The sequence below is a fragment of the Streptosporangium sp. H13245 genome, from assembly GCF_055690525.1.
The window spans coordinates 538,833-554,865 of sequence record NZ_JBSZKT010000003.1 but is presented as its reverse complement, the minus strand read 5'-3'; the positions used below and the strand labels follow the sequence as shown (position 1 = coordinate 554,865).

Here is a 16,033-nt window from a genome sequence, read left to right as displayed (position 1 = left end):
CCCCCTCCGCTGAGGGCGAGAGGAGGGGGTCACCCCTCCAGGGCGATGTCGTGGGGGCGGATGGGCACCCGGGGCAGCCGCAGGCCGGTGGCGTCCCGTACGGCGGCGGCCACCGCGGGGGTGGAGGAGAGCGTGGGCGGCTCGCCCGCGCCGCGCAGGCCGTAGGGGGCGTTCGGGTCGGGATTCTCCATGATCGACAGCTGCATGGGCGGCATGTCGAGGATGGTGGGGATCAGGTAGTCGGTGAACGACGGGTTGAGCACCAGCCCGTCACGCACCTGGATCTCCTCCATGAGCGCCAGCCCCAGCCCCTGGGCCGAGCCGCCGTGGATCTGCCCCTCCAGCGCCAGCGGGTTCATGATCTTGCCCACGTCCTGGACGGCGGCCAGCTCCACCACCTTGACCAGGCCCAGCTCCACGTCCACGTCCACCACGGCCCGGTGGACGCACAGGGCGAGCTGGGTGTGCGAGTCGCCCTGCCCGGTGACCGGGTCCAGGGGGAAGGTGGGCCGGTGCCGGTACTCCCTGGTCTCCTCCACCGCCCCGGCCCGTTCCAGCGCGGCCACCAGCGACGACCCGTCGGCCCTCAGCGCGTCCAGCCGCTCCCGTACGGCCTCGCAGGCCGCCCTGACCGCCCCGCCGGTGACGTACGACTGGCGCGAGGCCGACGAGGACCCGGCGGAGCCGACCGACGTGTCCGCCCGCGCGACCGTCACCGCGTCGATCCCCAGCTCGGTCCTGGCGATCTGCTCCTTGACCATCAGCAGGCCCTGTCCCACCTCGGCCGCCGCCGTGTGCACCAGGACGTGCGGCTCGCCGCCGATCAGCTCCACCCTCACCCTGGCGGTCGAGTGGTCGTCGAAGCCCTCGGAGAAACAGATGTTCTTGATGCCCACGCCGTATCCGACACCGCGCCGTACCCCCTCGCCGCGGGTGGTCTGCGAGACGCCGCCCGGCATGTCCCGCAGGTCGGGGGCGTCCGTGGTGTCCGTCGCGGCGGGCAGCGGCATTGCGGCGAGTTCCCTGAGCATCTCGGCCAGCGGCGCGGGCGAGTCGATCACCTGCCCGGTGGCCAGCACCGACCCCTGGGAGACCGCGTTGCGGATCCTGACCTCGACCGGGGAGATCCCGCACGCCTCGGCGAGCCTGTCCATCTGCGACTCGTACGCGTAGCAGGCCTGCACCGCGCCGAAGCCGCGCATCGCGCCGCACGGCGGGTTGTTGGTGTAGACGCCGTAGGCGTCGATCCACACGTTGTCCACCTCGTACGGGCCCACCCCCAGGGAGGCCGCGTTGCCGACCACGGCGGGGGAGGTGGAGCAGTAGGCGCCGCCGTCCAGGAGGATCTCCGCCCTGACGTAGAGCAGCCTGCCGTCGCGGGTGGCGCCGTGCTCGTAGCGCATCCGGGCCGGGTGGCGGTGGACGTGGCCGTAGAAGGACTCCTCGCGGTTGTAGACGATCTTCACGGGGCGGCCCGTGCGCAGGGCCAGCATGCACGCGTGGACCTGCATGGACAGGTCCTCGCGGGCACCGAACGCCCCGCCCACCCCGGCCAGCGAGAGCCGTACCTTCTCCTCGGGCAGCCCCAGGCACGGCGCGATCTGCCCCCGGTCGGCGTGCAGCCACTGCGTGGCGATGTACAGGTCCACCCCGCCGTCCTCGGCCGGTACGGCCAGCCCGGACTCGGGGCCGAGGAAGGCCTGGTCCTGCATGCCGACCTCGTACTCACCGGTGACGACCACGGGGGCCTCGAACGTGGAGCCGACCCGGACCGGCTGGTGGCGCAGTACGTTGCCGCGCTCGTGCACCGCGGGGCAGGAGGCGTCGAAGGCGGCCCGGCGCGGGTCGGTGACGGCTTCGCGGACCTCGTACTCCACGACGATGGCCCCGGCCGCCCGCCTGGCGCGCTCGGGATGGTCGGCGGCGACCAGCGCGACCGGCTCGCCCTGGTAGCGGACCTGGTCGACGGCGAGCACCGGCTGGTCCCTGTGGTCCAGGCCGTAGAACTTCACGCCCGGCACGTCCTCGTGGGTGAGCACCGCGTACACGCCCGGCATGGCCAGCGCGGGACCGATGTCGATCGAGCGGATCCACGCCGACGGGTGCGGGCTGCGAAGGGTGACCCCCCAGATCATGTCCGCCAGGTACAGGTCGGAGGAGTAGGCGAACTCGCCCGTCACCTTCGCCGTCCCGTCGGGACGCAGGACGCTCTCGCCGACGCCCCGGCGCTGCCGCGTTTCGATGCCGCTCATCCCAGCAGTACATCAGCCGGGCCCGGGACCGGACATGGCGGAGACGACGAAACACCGGGCGGGCCGATCGGCAACTGTTGCGCCGACACGCCGACACGCCGACACGCCGACACGCCGACACGCCGACACGCCAACACGCCAACACGCCGACACGCCGACACGCCAACGTCCGGCCCCGCGTCCCCCGGCGGCGCCCGTCGCCTCGGGGCGGGACCACCCGGTCGCTACGGGGGTCGCTTACGGGGCCGCCCGTCCGGCCGTGACCGGTTTCGCGGACGCGGTCAGGATCGTCGCCTCCTCCTCCGTCAGCTTCTCCACCATCGGGTTCCCCACCGCGCGGGCGGCGGACAGGGAGAGCGCCAGGTAGGCCGCGGCCCGGTCCGTCTCGCCGAGGAGGCGCGAGGAACGGGCCAGGCCGAGCAGCAGGTACGGTTCGGCGACCTTGAGTTTCACGGCCCGCGCGCAGCCGAGACCGTTCTCGAACGAGCTCCTGGCCGACTCGGGATCCCCCCGGTCGAGATGGACGCAGCCGAGCTTCTCGTGCACGGACGTCTCCTGGTACCTGTTGCCGTCCCTGCGGCACTTGGACAGGGCCTCCTCCAGCACCGCCAGCGCCTGGCCGGTACGGCGCATGCCGTGGTAGGCCGAGCCGATCACGGTGAGGGCGAAGTGCTCGCCGGACACGTGACCGACCTGCATCGTGACCTTCCGCTGCGCCTCGCCACAGCTGAGGGCCTTCTCGTAGCGGCCCAGTTCGAGGTAGTTCATGGCGAGACTTCCCAGTGCCTTCTGCTCGCCGTGCAGGTCGGACAGGCGCCGGGAAAGGACCAGCTGCCGCCGGATGTGGTTCTGGGCCTCCTCGGGGCGGCCGATCATGTTCAGGGCGCTGCCGAGGTGGTTGTGCGCGTTCGCCTCGATGCGGTGGTCCCGCAGCCGCCGCCCGACCGACAGCGCCTGCAGGTTGAGCGCCTGGAGCTGGGCGGGCAGGCCCGCGTGCTGGAGGTGCCAGAAGAGCGCGAAGGCGAGGGCGGCCCCAAGGCGCGCGATCCGCTCCCCGGAGGCGCTCATCGCCTGGGCGGCGGCGGACACGAGGTTGGCCTGCTCCCGGTTGAGCCAGTCGCGGGCCTGCGGGCCGGAGCCGAACTGCAGGAGGCCCGCGCCCAGCTCCAGGTCCGTCGGCACGGTTCGGGGGTAACCGCCCAGCTTCACGGCCAGGAGGGTGGTCCCGAGGTAGAGGCTCAGCGCCCGGTCCAGCGCGGCGTCGCGGTCGCCCTCCGTCTCCTCCAGGGCGACCTGCTCCTTGGCGAACAACCGCACCAGGTCGTGCAGCCGGTATCTTCCCGGCTCGTCCATCTCCGCGAGATGCGCGTCGACCAGCCGTTCCATGGCGTGCTCGGCGGTGTCCACCGGGACGTCCAGCAGGGCGCCGACGACGTGCGCCGTCACGTCGGCCGTCTGGAGCACGCCGAGTGCGCGCAGCGCGCGGGCGGCCGTCCGGTCGAGGCGGTGCTCGCTGCCGGCGAGCATCTCGTAGCTGACCGCCAGGCTGGATCTCACCGCGAGATCACCCGCCGACAGCTCCCGCAGCCGCCCGCGCTCGTCGTCCAGCCGGTTCACCAGGTCGGTCACGGTCCAGCGCGGCCGGTTCGCCAGCCGGGCCCCCGCGATGCCGACGGCCAGCGGCAGGTCCCCGCAGAGGTCGATCAGGCGCATCGTCGCCTGGGTGTCCTCGGCGACCCGCTCCGCCCCGATCAGCCTCGTGAGCATCGCGGAGGACTCGGTCCGCCGCATCCCGGAGATCGGTACGCGGGCGCAGTCGTCGAGCAGGGTGAAGCTCTCCCGGCTGGTCGTCAGGATCGCGTTGCCCATCGGCACCGACAGCAGCGGGCGGATCTGGGCCAGGTCGGCGGCGTCGTCCAGTACGACGAGGATCTCGCGGCCGTCGAGCCGGCCGCGCCACAGGGCCGCGGCCTCGTCGACGTCGGTCGGGACGGCGTGCGGGGACGTGCCGAGGTCACGCAGGAACCTGCCGAGCACCTCGATCGGCTGGAGCCGCTTCATGCCCGGGGTCGCCCCGCGCAGGTTCACGTACAGCTGCCCGTCGGGGAAGCGGTCGCGGACCAGGTGCGCGGCCCGGACCGCCAGGGTCGACTTGCCGGATCCGGGCGCTCCGGTGATCGCGACGACGTGGTGGGGCGGGGCGCCGTCCCCGGGGGAGAGCAGCGTCCTCAGCCGTACGAGCTCCTCGGCGCGTCCGACGAAGTCGACGGGGTCGCGTGGCAGCTGGTGGGCCACCTTCGTCCTCGCGGCCGTACGGCGCCGCGAGTCCGGGGACCTCTCCGGCCTCTCCGGCCTTTCGGGCCTCTCCGGGGACGGGCGGGGCTCAGGGGGCGGGCCCAGCACGGGGTCGGCGCGCAGGATCAGCTCGTGGCACCTGCGGAGGCTCTCGTGCGGCTGGATGCCGAACTCCTCCCTGAGCAGGCGCCGGGTCTCCTGGTAGACCTTCAGGGCCTCCACCTGCCGGCCGCAGCGGTAGAGCGCGATCATGTACAGCTCGCGGAGCCGCTCGCGCAGCGGGTGCTCGGACGTCAGGAGGACCAGCCGGGCGGCGGCCTCCTGGGGACGCCCGAGCAGGAGCAGCAGGTCCGTGTGCAGTTCCAGCGCGGTCAGGCGCAGCTCGCCCAGCCTGTGCCGCTCGACCTCGGCGAACGGGCCGGGAATCCCGCTCAGGCAGGTGCCCCGCCACAGCTCCACGGCCCTGTCCAGGCAGTGCATGGAGGTCTCGTACGCGTGCTCCGCGTGCGCTTTCCGCGCCTGGTCAAGAGAGTGTTCGAACACCAGGGCGTCCACCTGCTCCGGCGCGAGGCGCAGCGAATATCCGCCGGAGACGGAGACCAGCACCCTCGAAGGGCGCCGGGGATCCCGGCCGGGGTCCAGGGTCCTTCTCAGCTTGGACACGTACGTGTAGACGCTCTGCCCGGCCGTCTTCGGCGGGCTCTCTCCCCACACCCCGTCGATGAGCCTGTCCTTGGTGACCACCTGCCCGGCGTTGAGCGCCAGGAGGCAGAGGACGGCCTGCTGCCTGGGCTCTCCCAGGTCGAGCCGCTGCGGACCCCTCCGGCCGGTCACGGATCCCAGAATGTCAATGCCGAGTTTCCCCGCCGGGAGGTCTTCCCCCATGGGGGTGGTGGCGTGCGTCTCGTCCATCGGACCTCCACGCGGTCGGGCATGGCGTAGCGAAGTCGTGGAGAAGACACTATCTGACGAGATCCAACGATTTCGTGACGCGGGATTGTTGACGAATCGCCTAGACGATCCCCGCCTTGGCGATGCGCACCCCCGCCTGGAGCCTGCTCTGCGCCCCCATCCGCTCCATCGCGGTCGCCATGTGGCGGCGCACGGTGCGGGCGGTCAGCCCGAGCTGGCGGCCGATCACCTCGTCCGTCACCCCCTCCGCGGCCATCCGCAGAACGACCTTCTCCTGCTCCGTCAGCGCGAACGGCGCCTCCCCCTCGCTGAGCCGAGGCTCGGCGCGTGCCCAGACGTGCTCGAACAGGTCTCCCAGCAACGAGACCAGCACGGGGGCTCGCACCACGGCCATCCGGGACGCGTGGCCCGTCACGGCGAAGCGGTCGTCGATCACCAGGAACCTCTCGGTGATCAGCGGGTCGACCCTCAGCTCCACGGACTCGGGGAGACCGGCCGCCTCGTACGGCGAGTCGACGACGATCCTGGTCCGCACGCCCGGCGGGATGACGGCCGAACCGAGAATCCGGAGGAACGCGGAGTTGCCCTCCGGCTCGGGAAGGAAGACGGCGATCGTCCGCTTGGCGGACGAGCAGAGGGTCTCCGCGTCGTACCGGACCGGGGACCTCTCTCCCGCGGAGGGAGAGGTGGGCAGGAAGTGGTTCATATGCCCTCCGCGAACCGTGCCGGACCGGACGTGCCCGTGTTCCTCCCGGCGGGCGCCGCCACCGGCCCGCGCCGTGGGCGGGCTCCCGGGGCGTTTCCCGCCGGGGAGAGACGTTTCACGGCGGGGAGCCGGGAGAGCCGGTCTCCGCCGGGTTTTCCGCAATTCTCGCGGTTTACTGTCTCAGGCTCTTCTAGAGATCATCTAGAGACGCCCGCGGAGGCGCGGGCGCGGGCCGCGGGCGCCGGGGCGGGAGGCCGGAATCCGGGGAAGCCGAGGCGGAGCCGGGCACGCGGGCGGATCGCGATCACGGTTTCCCCCGGGCGGATCATGATTTCCCGGCCTCGCCGGCGGGCGGGCCACCATTCCGATTTCCCGTGGACCGACCGGCCGAAAGCTTTCTTTGTGTCCACGACAAAAAGGCAGTCCGCCTTCTGGGAATCAGGCTGACCGCTTTAGGACATCGGCTTGATAGTGGATTAATTCAATGTATTTTCTCAGGTAATGGCTGGTTTATAAACGGGGGCGCCGAAGGCGGGTGCCGGCGACACGGGATCCGTGAGCCGACCGGCCTGCGGACCGGTCGGCGACGGAGGGGGCGGAAACGGTATGACGCCGACAAGAGGACGGGCGGCCGTCACCGGCACCCTCGACCCGGACCGTGTGGCCCGCGAGCCGTGACCTGCGATGAAGTCGTACGTGTGCAACACGGGCCACGGTCGGGTGTTCTTCCGGCCGGGATCCCCCGCGAAAAACAACGATCTTCACGGAAGGGTTCGGATCCCGGCTCGGCCGCGATCGGTGGCACCGATTCTGGGGCGCGGACGCCCCGGTGTTCAATGGTTCGCGTCTTGCTGGAGCGTGCGTGACAGGCGCCGGCACGCTCACACCGGTGCGAGAGCACCGGTTCCGCCGGGTGGAGCGGCTCGCTGGCTGGAAGCTCTCCACGGGGGCGGGGTTCATTTCGTTCCTTGTCCTTCGGGTGGGCTGAGCCGTCGCTCAGCCCGGGTAATCCCAGCCCAGGTTGGCCTGGGCGCTGCTCATCTGCAAAGAATACTTGCCGGTGTCCTTCGGGGGGGCAGACGAATCAGCACTCGCGGTCGTAGCATTGCCAGAGACGGCAAAAGTAGCCGTAAATAGCATGGCGAGGGCAGACAAGGCAAGACGTCGGCGCACGGGGAGACTCCTGTCGTAGGTTCTGCTGCTCAAATGATATCTTTCAAGGGGTAACGTGACTGGTCAAGACTTGGTGGGGCAGCGCATCAAAACCGTCCGTCGGCAACGTGGTCTTTCCCAGGCGCAGCTCGCTCATCCAGAACTGTCGGACAGTTACGTCTCTCTGATCGAGAGTGGCAAGCGTACTCCGACACCCGCGGTGCTGGAGCTTCTCGCGGAAAAACTCGACTGTTCCCTGACCTATCTGATCAACGGCGTCACCGCCGAGCAGATGCAGGAGATCGAGCTCGCGCTCAGCTACGCGCAGATGGCCCTGGACAACGGCGAGGTCGTCGAGGCCCGCACCCGCTACGCCGAGCTCCTCACCGACAGCGGCCTGGCGGGCCTGCCCCAGCTGCGGCAGGACGCCGAGTACGGCCTGGCCCTCGCGACCGAGGCCTGCGGCGACCTGGAGCAGGCGATCGCCCTCTTCAGCGGGCTGCACGAGAGCGACGCGACGGTCATGAGCCCCGAGCGGCACGTCGCGGTCGCCGTCGCGCTCTCGCGCTGCTACCGCGAGATCGGCGACCTGGCCCGCGCGATGCAGGTCCCCGAGCGGATCCTCACCGGCGCGGTCCGGCCCGCCTGGAACGACGGCCTCATGCGGCTGGGCAGCCAGCTCTTCGCCGCGTACGTCGACCGCGGCGACCTGCTCAGGGCCCGTCAGTTCTCCGCCGAGCTGATCGCCGCCGCCGAGCTCCTCGCCAGCCCGATGGCGCTCACCCTGGCGCACTGGGGCGCCGCGATCGCCGCCGTCGAGACCGGTCACGCCGAAGAGGCGGTCACGCACGCCGAGCGCGCCCTGGCCATCCAGTCCGAGTACGGCGACCCGTGGCGGCTGGCCCGGCTGCGCAACGACTACGCCCAGGTCATGCTGATCGCCCGGCCCATGGAGGCCGAGGCCTGGCGCGACGTGCTGCTGAAGGTCGAGAAGGAGCTGGCCGAGAGCTCCGCCAGCTCGATGAACAAGATGCGCTGCGCGATGAACCTCGTCCGGGCGGAGCTGCTGCTCGCCCAGCCCGAGCGGGCCGAGGAGCACATGCGCTTCGTCTGCGACCTGCTCGACGGCATGCCCAAGGTCCTGCAGGCGGAGGCCCGCCTGCTGCACGGCGAGACCCTCGCCGCGCTGGGGCTGCGGGCGGACGCCTCACGGGAGCTGTCCGCCGGGGCCGAATGCCTGGAGCAGGCGCCGGAGACCCGCTTCACCGCCCACGCCTGGCTGACCGCGGCCCAGGTTCTGGAGCGGATCGACGAGCCCGACCGGAGCGTCGATGCCTACAAGCGGGCGATGGCCTGCGTCGGGCTGTAGATCGAGACGGCGAGGGAGACGCGCACGAGGCCGTAGATCGGACAGGGGGGTCGAGACCGCGCGGTCGCGTCGGTAGCCTTGTGGTTGCCATGAAGACTTCCCCTGTCGCGGTCGCCCTCGCGCTTCTCGCCGCCCTCGTTCTCGGCACGGCCTTCGCCTCGCCCGCCCTCGCCCACGACCGGCTCAAGAGCAGTGACCCGGTCAAGGGCGCGAAGGTCGAGCGCCTGGAGGAGGTCAAGCTGACGTTCAGCGCCACGGTGCGCTTCCCGAACGTCGTCGTGCGCTCCGGAGACGAAACCCACCAGGACGGCAAACCCGCCGTCGACGGCCCCGTGGTGACCCAGAAGGTCAAGGGAGATCTTCCTCCCGGCGAGTACGTCATCGCCTACCGCGTCGTGTCCTCCGACGGCCATCCGATCGAGGGGGAGATTCCCTTCACCCTGCTCGGCTCCGCCGACCCCTCCCCATCTCCTCCGTCTCCGTCGCCTCCCTCGGCATCCCCCGAGCCCGTCGGGAGCACCTCGGCGGCGAGCACACCGGCCGCCACGCTCAGCCCGGCGGTCGCGGCCGGGGAGTCCGAGGAGCCCGGTTCCTCGGGGGGCGTGCCCGGCTGGATGTGGATCGTCGTCGGCGGCCTGATCGGCATCGGCATCGGCGTGTTCTTCAGCATGCGAGGCAGGAAGCAGCCATGAGCAAGACCGCGCGGGCCGCCCAGGCGGCACAGGTCGAGGCGCCGGGAAACGGCCGGGCCGTGAAGCTCGCCCTGGCGGGCGCGGCGGCGGCCGTCGCCGCCCTGGTGATCGCCATGATCGCCGGAGGTGCCGCGAGCCCGCGCATCATCCCCGGCCTGCCCGACCAGGGCTCGTTCACCCGCTGGGGCCTGCCGCTGGCGAAGCTGGCGATGGACACGGCGGGCGTGCTCACCGTCGGCACGCTCCTGGCCGCCACGTTCCTGCTCCCCAACGACAAGGGCCTGCTGGGCAAGTCCGCCCTCGGCTACGTCAAGGCCGCCTCCTGGATCGCCCTCGTCTGGGCCGGGGCCGCCGCGGCCACGATGGTGTTCAGCCTCTCGGAGGCGCTCGGGCTGCCGGTGGTCGACGTGCTCGGCGGCGACGAGCTCACCAGCTTCGCCAGCCAGGTCTCCCAGGGCATCGCGCTGACCCTGGTCGTGCTGTTCTCGGTCGCGATCGCGCTCTTCGCCCGCGGGGCGATCACCGCCGGGGCGGCAGGCGGCCTGCTGGCCCTCGCCCTGGCCACCATGCTCCCGCCCGCGCTGACCGGCCACTCCGCCTCCTCGCCCAACCACGACCTGGCCACCACCGGCGTCGCCGTCCACCTGGTCGTCCTCGCGCTCTGGGTGGGCGGCCTCGGCGTGCTCTGCGCGCACGCGCTGCGCCGTCAGCCGCACCTGGAGATCGCCGCCGCCCGCTTCTCGGCCCTGGCGCTGTGGTGCTTCGTCGGGGTGGGCCTGTCCGGCCTGTTCAGCGTCATGGCCAGGCTCAGCGCGCTCTCCGAGGTGTTCACCTCCGCCTACGGCCTCCTGCTGCTGGCCAAGACCGTCGCGTTCGCGCTGCTCGGCGCCGTCGGCTGGTGGCACCGCAGGCGGACCCTCCCGCTGCTCGCGGCGGGCGGGTCCGGGACGTTCGTCCGCTTCGCCACCGGCGAGATCGTCGTCATGTTCGCGGCCGTCGGGCTGGCCGTCGCGCTGTCCCGCACCGCGCCGCCCCCGGCGGTCCTGCCCGTCGACAGGGCCTTCGAGGTGCTCGGCTACACCATGCCGCCGGAGATCTCACTGGCCAACCTGGCCTCGCTGTGGTGGTTCGACCTGTTCTCCGGCACGCTCATCGCCCTGCTGGCCGGTCTCTACCTCGCCGGTGTCGTACGGCTCGCCCGGCGCGGCGACGCCTGGTCCAAGGGCCGCACGGCCGCCTGGTTCACCGGCGTGCTGATCCTGCTGGTCGCCACCCAGAGCGGTGTCGCCCGCTACGCCAAGGTGCTGTTCAGCGCGCACATGGCCGAGCACATGACGCTGTCGATGATGGTGCCGATCTTCCTCGTGCTCGGCGCGCCCGTCACCCTGGCCCTGCGCGCCCTCAGACCGGCCGCCCGCAGGGGTGACCGGGGTCCCCGGGAGTGGCTGACGACGATCCTGCACAGCAGGTTCGTCCGCTTCATCGCCCACCCGGCGATCGCCACCGCGATCTTCATCGTCTCCACCTACGCGCTGTACTTCACCCCGCTGTTCGCCGCCGCGATGGAGGAGCACCTCGGCCACATCGTGATGACGGCGCACTTCCTGCTCAGCGGGACCCTGTTCTTCTGGGTGATCATCGGCGTCGATCCCGCCCCCTACCGGCTGCCGCACGTGGCCCGGCTCATCCTGCTGTTCGTGACCATGCCGTTCCACGCGTTCTTCGGCATCGCGCTGATGAGCATGACCACCGTGCTGGCCTCCGACTGGTACGACCAGCTCGGCCGCACCTGGGGCGCGTCCGCGGTCGAGGACCAGCAGACCGGCGGCGCCATCGCCTGGGCGTTCGGCGAGATCCCGACCCTCATCGTGCTCCTCGCGCTGGCCTTCCAGTGGTGGCGCCACGACGACCGGGGGGCCCGCCGCGCCGACCGCCGCGCCGACGCCGCCGCGGCCCGCGACGGCGGCAGCGGCGACGCCCAGCTCGACGCCTATAATGACTACTTGGCCAAACTCAACAGGCGAGACGGCGCGGAGTAGCCGGACAGCTACGGCCTTCTATCTTCGAGCCCCCTCACGGACACCTCCCGGTAGCCTGTATTTCAGGGGGCTCGTGCTCACCGCAGCGGGTGCAGCGCTTCGTCATCGCGCGCCACGCCCAGTCACATATCCGGTCGGGGGGCCGGTGGCTGCAATGTGCATCAGGAAGGTTGAGCAGTGTCCGACGAAGTGCGCGTACGTGAGGGCCGGAGCAGGAGCCTGGCCCAGGCGCTCGAAGAGCATCTCACCGAATGGGCCGAGCGCACCGGGATCATCGTCGAGATCTGGGCGCTGCCCGCCCAGGACGTCCCGCCCGCGGTCGCGAGGGCCGTGCTGGCCGCGCTCGGGGAGGCGCTGTCCAACGTCGAGCGGCACAGCCGTGCCCGCGTCGTCTCCGTCGCCGTCACCTTCGGGCGTGCCGGTCTGCGCATGACGGTGAGTGACAACGGTGTCGGCTTCTACGGGGAGGCGGAGGGCCGGGGGGTCGCCGCGATGCGCACCCACTTCCGGCAGCTCGGCGGCACGCTCGGTGTCAACGGCGTTCCCGGCGAGGGAACCACCGTCACCGGGGTGGTGCCCCGCCAGGACTAGCCGGGAGCGGCGCGGAAGGCGCCGGATCCCGGGGACGCGGCCGTGGAGCGGGGCTCAGGGAAGGGTCAGGATCTCGTGGCCGGTTTCGGTCACCAGGATGGTGTGCTCGAACTGGGCGGTCCGCATCCGGTCCTTGGTGACGGCGGTCCAGCCGTCGGGCCAGATGTCGTAGTCGATGGTGCCGAGCGTCAGCATGGGCTCGATCGTGAACGTCATGCCCGGCTCCAGCGTGACCGCCAGTGACGGGTCGTCGTAGTGGGGGACGATCAGGCCCGAGTGGAACGTGGTGCCGATGCCGTGGCCGGTGAAGTCGCGGACCACGCCGTAGCCGAACCGCTTGGCGTAGGCCTCGATCACGCGACCGGCCACGTTGAGCTGGCGGCCGGGGGCGACGGCCTTGATGGCGCGGTTGGTGGCCTCGCGGGTGCGCTCGACCAGCAGGCGCGACTCCTCGTCCACGTCGCCGACCAGGAAGGTGGCGTCGGTGTCGCCGTGCACGCCGCCGATGAAGGCGGTGATGTCGACGTTGACGATGTCGCCGTCGCGCAGCACGGTGTCGTCCGGGATGCCGTGGCAGATCACCTCGTTGATCGAGGTGCACAGTGACTTGGGGTATCCCCGGTAGCCGAGCGTGCTGGGATAGGCGCCGCGGTCGCAGAGGAACTCGTGGCCGATCCGGTCGAGCTCGTCGGTGGTGACGCCGGGTGCCACGTGCCTGCCGACCTCTTCGAGCGCCTGGGCGGCCAGCTTGCCCGCGACCCGCATCAGCTCGATGATCTCGGGGGTCTTGACGTCGGCCTCCCCGGTCTTCGGGGATTTCTTCCCGACGTACTCCGGCCGCCGGATGTGAGAGGGCACCTTGCGGATGGGAGAGATCCGCCCGGGCTGGAGCAGTGTCGTCATGGTCCCCCAGTCTAGTTGTGCTTCTCACTGGGCAGGATTGCCGCATGAGTGATCAATGGTGGTTCTGCCTGACGCACATGGCCGTCGAACCCGACGACGGGTGCCCGAACAAGGACCGGATGGGGCCGTACCCGACGCGCGAGGCCGCGGCCGGCGCGCTGAAGACCGCGGCCGACAGGAACGAGGAGTGGAGGAAGAACGACCGCGCCTGGGAGGGGGACGACTGAGATCACCGGCCGGCCGCGCACCCGGCCCCTCAGGTGGGTGCGGCCGGTCGTCCATGACGGTGGATACGGCCGGTCGTCCGTGACGGTCAGTAGGGCCGGTCGTCCGTGACGGTCAGTACGGCCGGTCGTCCACCACGGCGTACGCGCGGACGGGGAAGGTCCCCAAACCGGCCAGCAGCGGTGGCGCGGCGTGGAGGCGGAACCCGCTGCCGGGCAGCGCGGCCAGCCCCGTCATGTGCTCCACGATCGGGATGCCCGCCCCGAGCAGCAGCGTGTGCGCGGGCCGCTCGCCGCGGGGCGGGGTGTCGTCGACGTTGAGGCTGTCGATGCCGACGAGCGCGGGCCCCCGCTCCGCGAGCCAGCGAGCCGCCTCCGGTTCGAGGTAGGGGTGCCCGTGGAAGTACGTCTCGGTGCCGAAGTGCCGGTCCCAGCCGGTGTGCAGGAGCACGGCCCTGCCGCGCACGTCCAGCCCCGCGAACCGGTCGAGGCCCACCGAGGGCGCCCCCTCGGCCCGTACGACCAGGCCCGGCAGGTCGGCGAGCGACTCCAGCGGCATCCCCGACAGGTCGGGGCCCTGCGGGTAGCGGTGGTAGGGGGTGTCGAGGTAGGTGCCGGTGTTGGCGGCCAGCTCGACGCTGCCGATGTGGAACTCCGTGCCCGGGGCGTAGACCTCCCGCGAGGCCTCCCGGCTCAGGTGCACGCCGAGGCGGGGGCCGGGGACGCCGGGGTAGGTGACCATGCCCTCGGTGATGCGGTGGCTCAGCTCGACCAGCCGGGTCACGGGACGCCCACCCGCTTCCGCCTCGCGCGGGCTCCGGCCATCCTGCCGACCGCGACGAGACCGATCGCGCCCCACACGACGTTGAGGATCGCGGAGGGCCAGGCCGCGTGGTAGGCCGTGTTGACCATCAGGGCGACCGCCCCGGCAAGGTTGATCACCTGGTAGGGCATGCCGTCACCGGCCATTCTGGACGCCGACACCATGGCGTACCCGTACAGCATGACGGCGGCGCCGGCCCAGCCGAGCAGGTTGACGAAGAGAGGCACCGGATCACGCGTCCGGCGAGGGGAGACTCATGTCCCCATGATTTCCGCTCCCCTCACTGAAGGGCAAATAAAGTTTCCTTAATATCCACGTAAGCTGAGCTGTATGGATATCGATCCCCGGCGACTGCGGGTGCTTCACGAGGTCGCCCGTCGCGGCGGTGTCATGCGCGCGGCGGAGGCGCTCCACCTGACGGCCTCGGCGGTCTCGCAACAGCTCGCTCTCCTCGAACGGGAGGTCGGGCTCTCCCTCATCGACAGGTCGCAGCGCCGGGTCGCCCTCACCCCCGCGGGCAGGGTCCTGGCCGGATACGCGGAACGTGTCGAGGAGGAGCTGGGCGAGGCCAGGCGGGAGCTGATCCGCTTCACCGAGCGGCTGGCCGGGCCGGTGGCGATCGCCGCGTTCCCCACGGTCATCCGGCACCTGCTGGTGCCCGCGCTGGGCAGGCTGGCCGAGCGCCACCCCCAGATCACGCCGCGGATCCAGGAGCTGTACGGGCCGCCCGCGCTGCAGGAGCTCCGCCTCGGCGGGGTCGATCTCGCTCTCACCGAGCAGGATGCCGACAAGACCGTCACGATGCAGCAGGCGATCGTCTCCCATCCCCTCTACGTGGACGAGTACCGGATCGTGGCCCCGCCGGGCTGGACGGAGGTCCCGCGAGGGGTCGCGGACCTGGCGGGGGTGCCCTGGATCGCCGGGCCGCCCGACCAGGCCTGTGGCCACGCCCTGGAGCGGCTCGCGGTCCTGCACGGGTTCACCCCGCGCCGGGCGCACGTGATCGAGGAGTTCCCGCCCACGCTCGCCCTGGTCGCGGCCGGGCACGGGGTGGCGATCGTGCCGTCGCTGGCCCTGCTCGACGTCCCGGACGGCGAGGTCGTGGTCACCGGCATCACCAACGTGGGCGCCAGGAAGCTGGACGCGGCGACCCGTCTCAGCCGCACCCGCTCGGGCGAGCCCGATCCGGTGCAGGCCGTGGTCATCGCGGCGCTCAGGGAGGCGGCCGAGGACCTGTCGGGACGGCTCGGGGCGCGCTGGAACGCGTCCTGACGGGTACGGGCCTGATGGGCGGGCCTGACAGTGGGCGCGCCGGTCGGTGATCCTCTGGCCCGGTGGCGAACCAGCTCGCTGGCGAACAGCTCGTTGACGAACGGCTCGGTGGTGAACGGGGTCGGCCGGTGCTTCCTCGCCGGTCTAGTCGGTGACCCGGGGGCCGCTGATCCGCTCCAGCAGCCCGGCCAGGCGGTCGCGCAGGCCGGGACGGCGCCCGGTCTCGCCCGCGGCCATGCTCACCAGGTGCTGGGCCCCGTCGAAGGAGAACGGCGCCCGTTCGGGCACCGTCAGCGCGTCGTGGGCCAGATCCGCCAGATCCGGGTCGCCGCCGTCCAGGGCCAGGATTGTCGTACCGGTCCTGCGGGCGTCGCTCACCCGTTCCAGCAGGGCGTCGGGGGCGCGCTCCTCGGCCACCACGAACAGCGTCTCGCCCCGCCCGGCCCGCTCGATCCGCTCCAGCCCGACCCGCAGGTGCGGGGGCGCTCCGGGGGCGGGCGCCCAGCGGACCAGCGTCGGGGCGAGCTGGGGCAGCCCGGAGAACCTGGCCTCGTCGCTCAGGTGCGCGGTCAGGTGCCAGGGCTCCTCCTGGGGCGTGCCGACCACCAGCAGCCCGCCGGGGGAGCGCGTCGTGCGGAGGGCGAGACCCAGCTCGCGGGTCCGCTCGACCCAGCCGGTCGAGGCGAGGATCTCGCGCAGCAGCGTCACCGACCGAGCGTCCATCGCACCATCGTGCCCCAGACACCCCGTGCCGATCCTGGAAACGCGGCCCTGAGATGATCGGGACAGGCGATATGGTCGTT

At 71.6% G+C, this 16,033-nt stretch carries 13 protein-coding genes; 6 read left to right on the top strand and 7 right to left on the bottom strand.

Features of this window, described 5'->3' with window-relative positions; genetic code table 11:
• Positions 1–29: 29 nt before the first annotated feature.
• From ACW9TB_RS09270 to ACW9TB_RS09260, 3 genes are all read right to left on the bottom strand, one after another.
• Positions 30–2,252, bottom strand: a complete 2,223-nt coding sequence (locus ACW9TB_RS09270; RefSeq protein ID WP_472747515.1) for a xanthine dehydrogenase family protein molybdopterin-binding subunit — start codon at positions 2,250–2,252, stop codon at positions 30–32.
• Between the two features lie 237 nt (positions 2,253–2,489).
• Positions 2,490–5,459 (bottom strand): AfsR/SARP family transcriptional regulator, encoded by a 2,970-nt coding sequence (locus ACW9TB_RS09265; RefSeq protein ID WP_472747514.1) that lies wholly within the window; start codon positions 5,457–5,459, stop codon positions 2,490–2,492.
• A gap of 100 nt (positions 5,460–5,559) precedes the next feature.
• The gene (locus tag ACW9TB_RS09260; RefSeq protein WP_472747513.1) at positions 5,560–6,165 is read right to left on the bottom strand and encodes a helix-turn-helix transcriptional regulator; all 606 of its coding nucleotides are present in this window, start codon (positions 6,163–6,165) and stop codon (positions 5,560–5,562) included.
• Between the two features lie 1,228 nt (positions 6,166–7,393).
• Between ACW9TB_RS09260 and ACW9TB_RS09255 the strand changes: the two genes are divergently transcribed.
• From ACW9TB_RS09255 to ACW9TB_RS09240, 4 genes are all read left to right on the top strand, one after another.
• Entirely contained in the window at positions 7,394–8,686 is a 1,293-nt protein-coding gene (locus ACW9TB_RS09255; protein ID WP_472747512.1) for a helix-turn-helix domain-containing protein, read from the top strand.
• 89 nt (positions 8,687–8,775) lie between these two features.
• Positions 8,776–9,378 carry a copper resistance CopC family protein gene (locus ACW9TB_RS09250; protein ID WP_472747511.1) on the top strand — a complete coding sequence of 201 codons (603 nt, stop codon included), beginning with the start codon at positions 8,776–8,778 and terminating at the stop codon, positions 9,376–9,378.
• Positions 9,375–11,417, top strand: coding sequence for a bifunctional copper resistance protein CopD/cytochrome c oxidase assembly protein (locus tag ACW9TB_RS09245; RefSeq protein ID WP_472747510.1), 2,043 nt, complete (start codon positions 9,375–9,377; stop codon positions 11,415–11,417). The genes ACW9TB_RS09250 and ACW9TB_RS09245 overlap by 4 nt, the downstream gene beginning before the upstream one ends.
• A gap of 177 nt (positions 11,418–11,594) precedes the next feature.
• On the top strand, positions 11,595–12,008 hold the full coding sequence (locus ACW9TB_RS09240; protein WP_472747509.1) for a sensor histidine kinase: 414 nt from the start codon (positions 11,595–11,597) through the stop codon (positions 12,006–12,008).
• Between the two features lie 54 nt (positions 12,009–12,062).
• On the opposite strand, the gene map is transcribed toward ACW9TB_RS09240, so the two are convergent.
• Positions 12,063–12,911, bottom strand: a complete 849-nt coding sequence (map, locus tag ACW9TB_RS09235; RefSeq protein WP_472747508.1) for a type I methionyl aminopeptidase — start codon at positions 12,909–12,911, stop codon at positions 12,063–12,065.
• A 44-nt stretch (positions 12,912–12,955) separates the two neighbouring features.
• Here map and ACW9TB_RS09230 point away from each other — a divergent pair, with 44 nt between their 5' ends.
• Complete coding sequence (locus ACW9TB_RS09230) at positions 12,956–13,138, top strand: hypothetical protein (protein ID WP_472747507.1); 183 nt, start codon at positions 12,956–12,958, stop codon at positions 13,136–13,138.
• Positions 13,139–13,250: 112 nt separating this feature from the next.
• Here the strand turns inward: ACW9TB_RS09230 and ACW9TB_RS09225 are convergent, their stop codons facing one another.
• Positions 13,251–13,919, bottom strand: a complete 669-nt coding sequence (locus ACW9TB_RS09225) for a cyclase family protein (protein WP_472747506.1) — start codon at positions 13,917–13,919, stop codon at positions 13,251–13,253.
• Positions 13,916–14,185 (bottom strand): CBU_0592 family membrane protein, encoded by a 270-nt coding sequence (locus ACW9TB_RS09220; protein ID WP_472747505.1) that lies wholly within the window; start codon positions 14,183–14,185, stop codon positions 13,916–13,918. Before ACW9TB_RS09220 ends, ACW9TB_RS09225 begins: the two co-directional genes overlap by 4 nt.
• A 103-nt stretch (positions 14,186–14,288) precedes the next feature.
• Between ACW9TB_RS09220 and ACW9TB_RS09215 the strand changes: the two genes are divergently transcribed.
• Positions 14,289–15,230: a LysR family transcriptional regulator gene (locus ACW9TB_RS09215; RefSeq protein WP_472747504.1), complete on the top strand. Its 942-nt coding sequence runs from the start codon at positions 14,289–14,291 to the stop codon at positions 15,228–15,230.
• 144 nt (positions 15,231–15,374) lie between these two features.
• Here ACW9TB_RS09215 and ACW9TB_RS09210 read toward each other — a convergent pair whose 3' ends face one another.
• On the bottom strand, positions 15,375–15,953 hold the full coding sequence (locus ACW9TB_RS09210) for a hypothetical protein (protein WP_472747503.1): 579 nt from the start codon (positions 15,951–15,953) through the stop codon (positions 15,375–15,377).
• Between the last annotated feature and the right edge of the window lie 80 nt (positions 15,954–16,033).

Coding starts and splice junctions, on each gene's coding strand:
- ACW9TB_RS09270 (WP_472747515.1), bottom strand. CDS start 2,252: ATGAGCGGCATCGAAACGCGGCAGCGCCGGGGCGTCGGCGAGAGCGTC.
- ACW9TB_RS09265 (WP_472747514.1), bottom strand. CDS start 5,459: ATGGACGAGACGCACGCCACCACCCCCATGGGGGAAGACCTCCCGGCG.
- ACW9TB_RS09260 (WP_472747513.1), bottom strand. CDS start 6,165: ATGAACCACTTCCTGCCCACCTCTCCCTCCGCGGGAGAGAGGTCCCCG.
- ACW9TB_RS09250 (WP_472747511.1), top strand. CDS start 8,776: ATGAAGACTTCCCCTGTCGCGGTCGCCCTCGCGCTTCTCGCCGCCCTC.
- ACW9TB_RS09245 (WP_472747510.1), top strand. CDS start 9,375: ATGAGCAAGACCGCGCGGGCCGCCCAGGCGGCACAGGTCGAGGCGCCG.
- map (WP_472747508.1), bottom strand. CDS start 12,911: ATGACGACACTGCTCCAGCCCGGGCGGATCTCTCCCATCCGCAAGGTG.
- ACW9TB_RS09230 (WP_472747507.1), top strand. CDS start 12,956: ATGAGTGATCAATGGTGGTTCTGCCTGACGCACATGGCCGTCGAACCC.
- ACW9TB_RS09215 (WP_472747504.1), top strand. CDS start 14,289: ATGGATATCGATCCCCGGCGACTGCGGGTGCTTCACGAGGTCGCCCGT.
- ACW9TB_RS09210 (WP_472747503.1), bottom strand. CDS start 15,953: ATGGACGCTCGGTCGGTGACGCTGCTGCGCGAGATCCTCGCCTCGACC.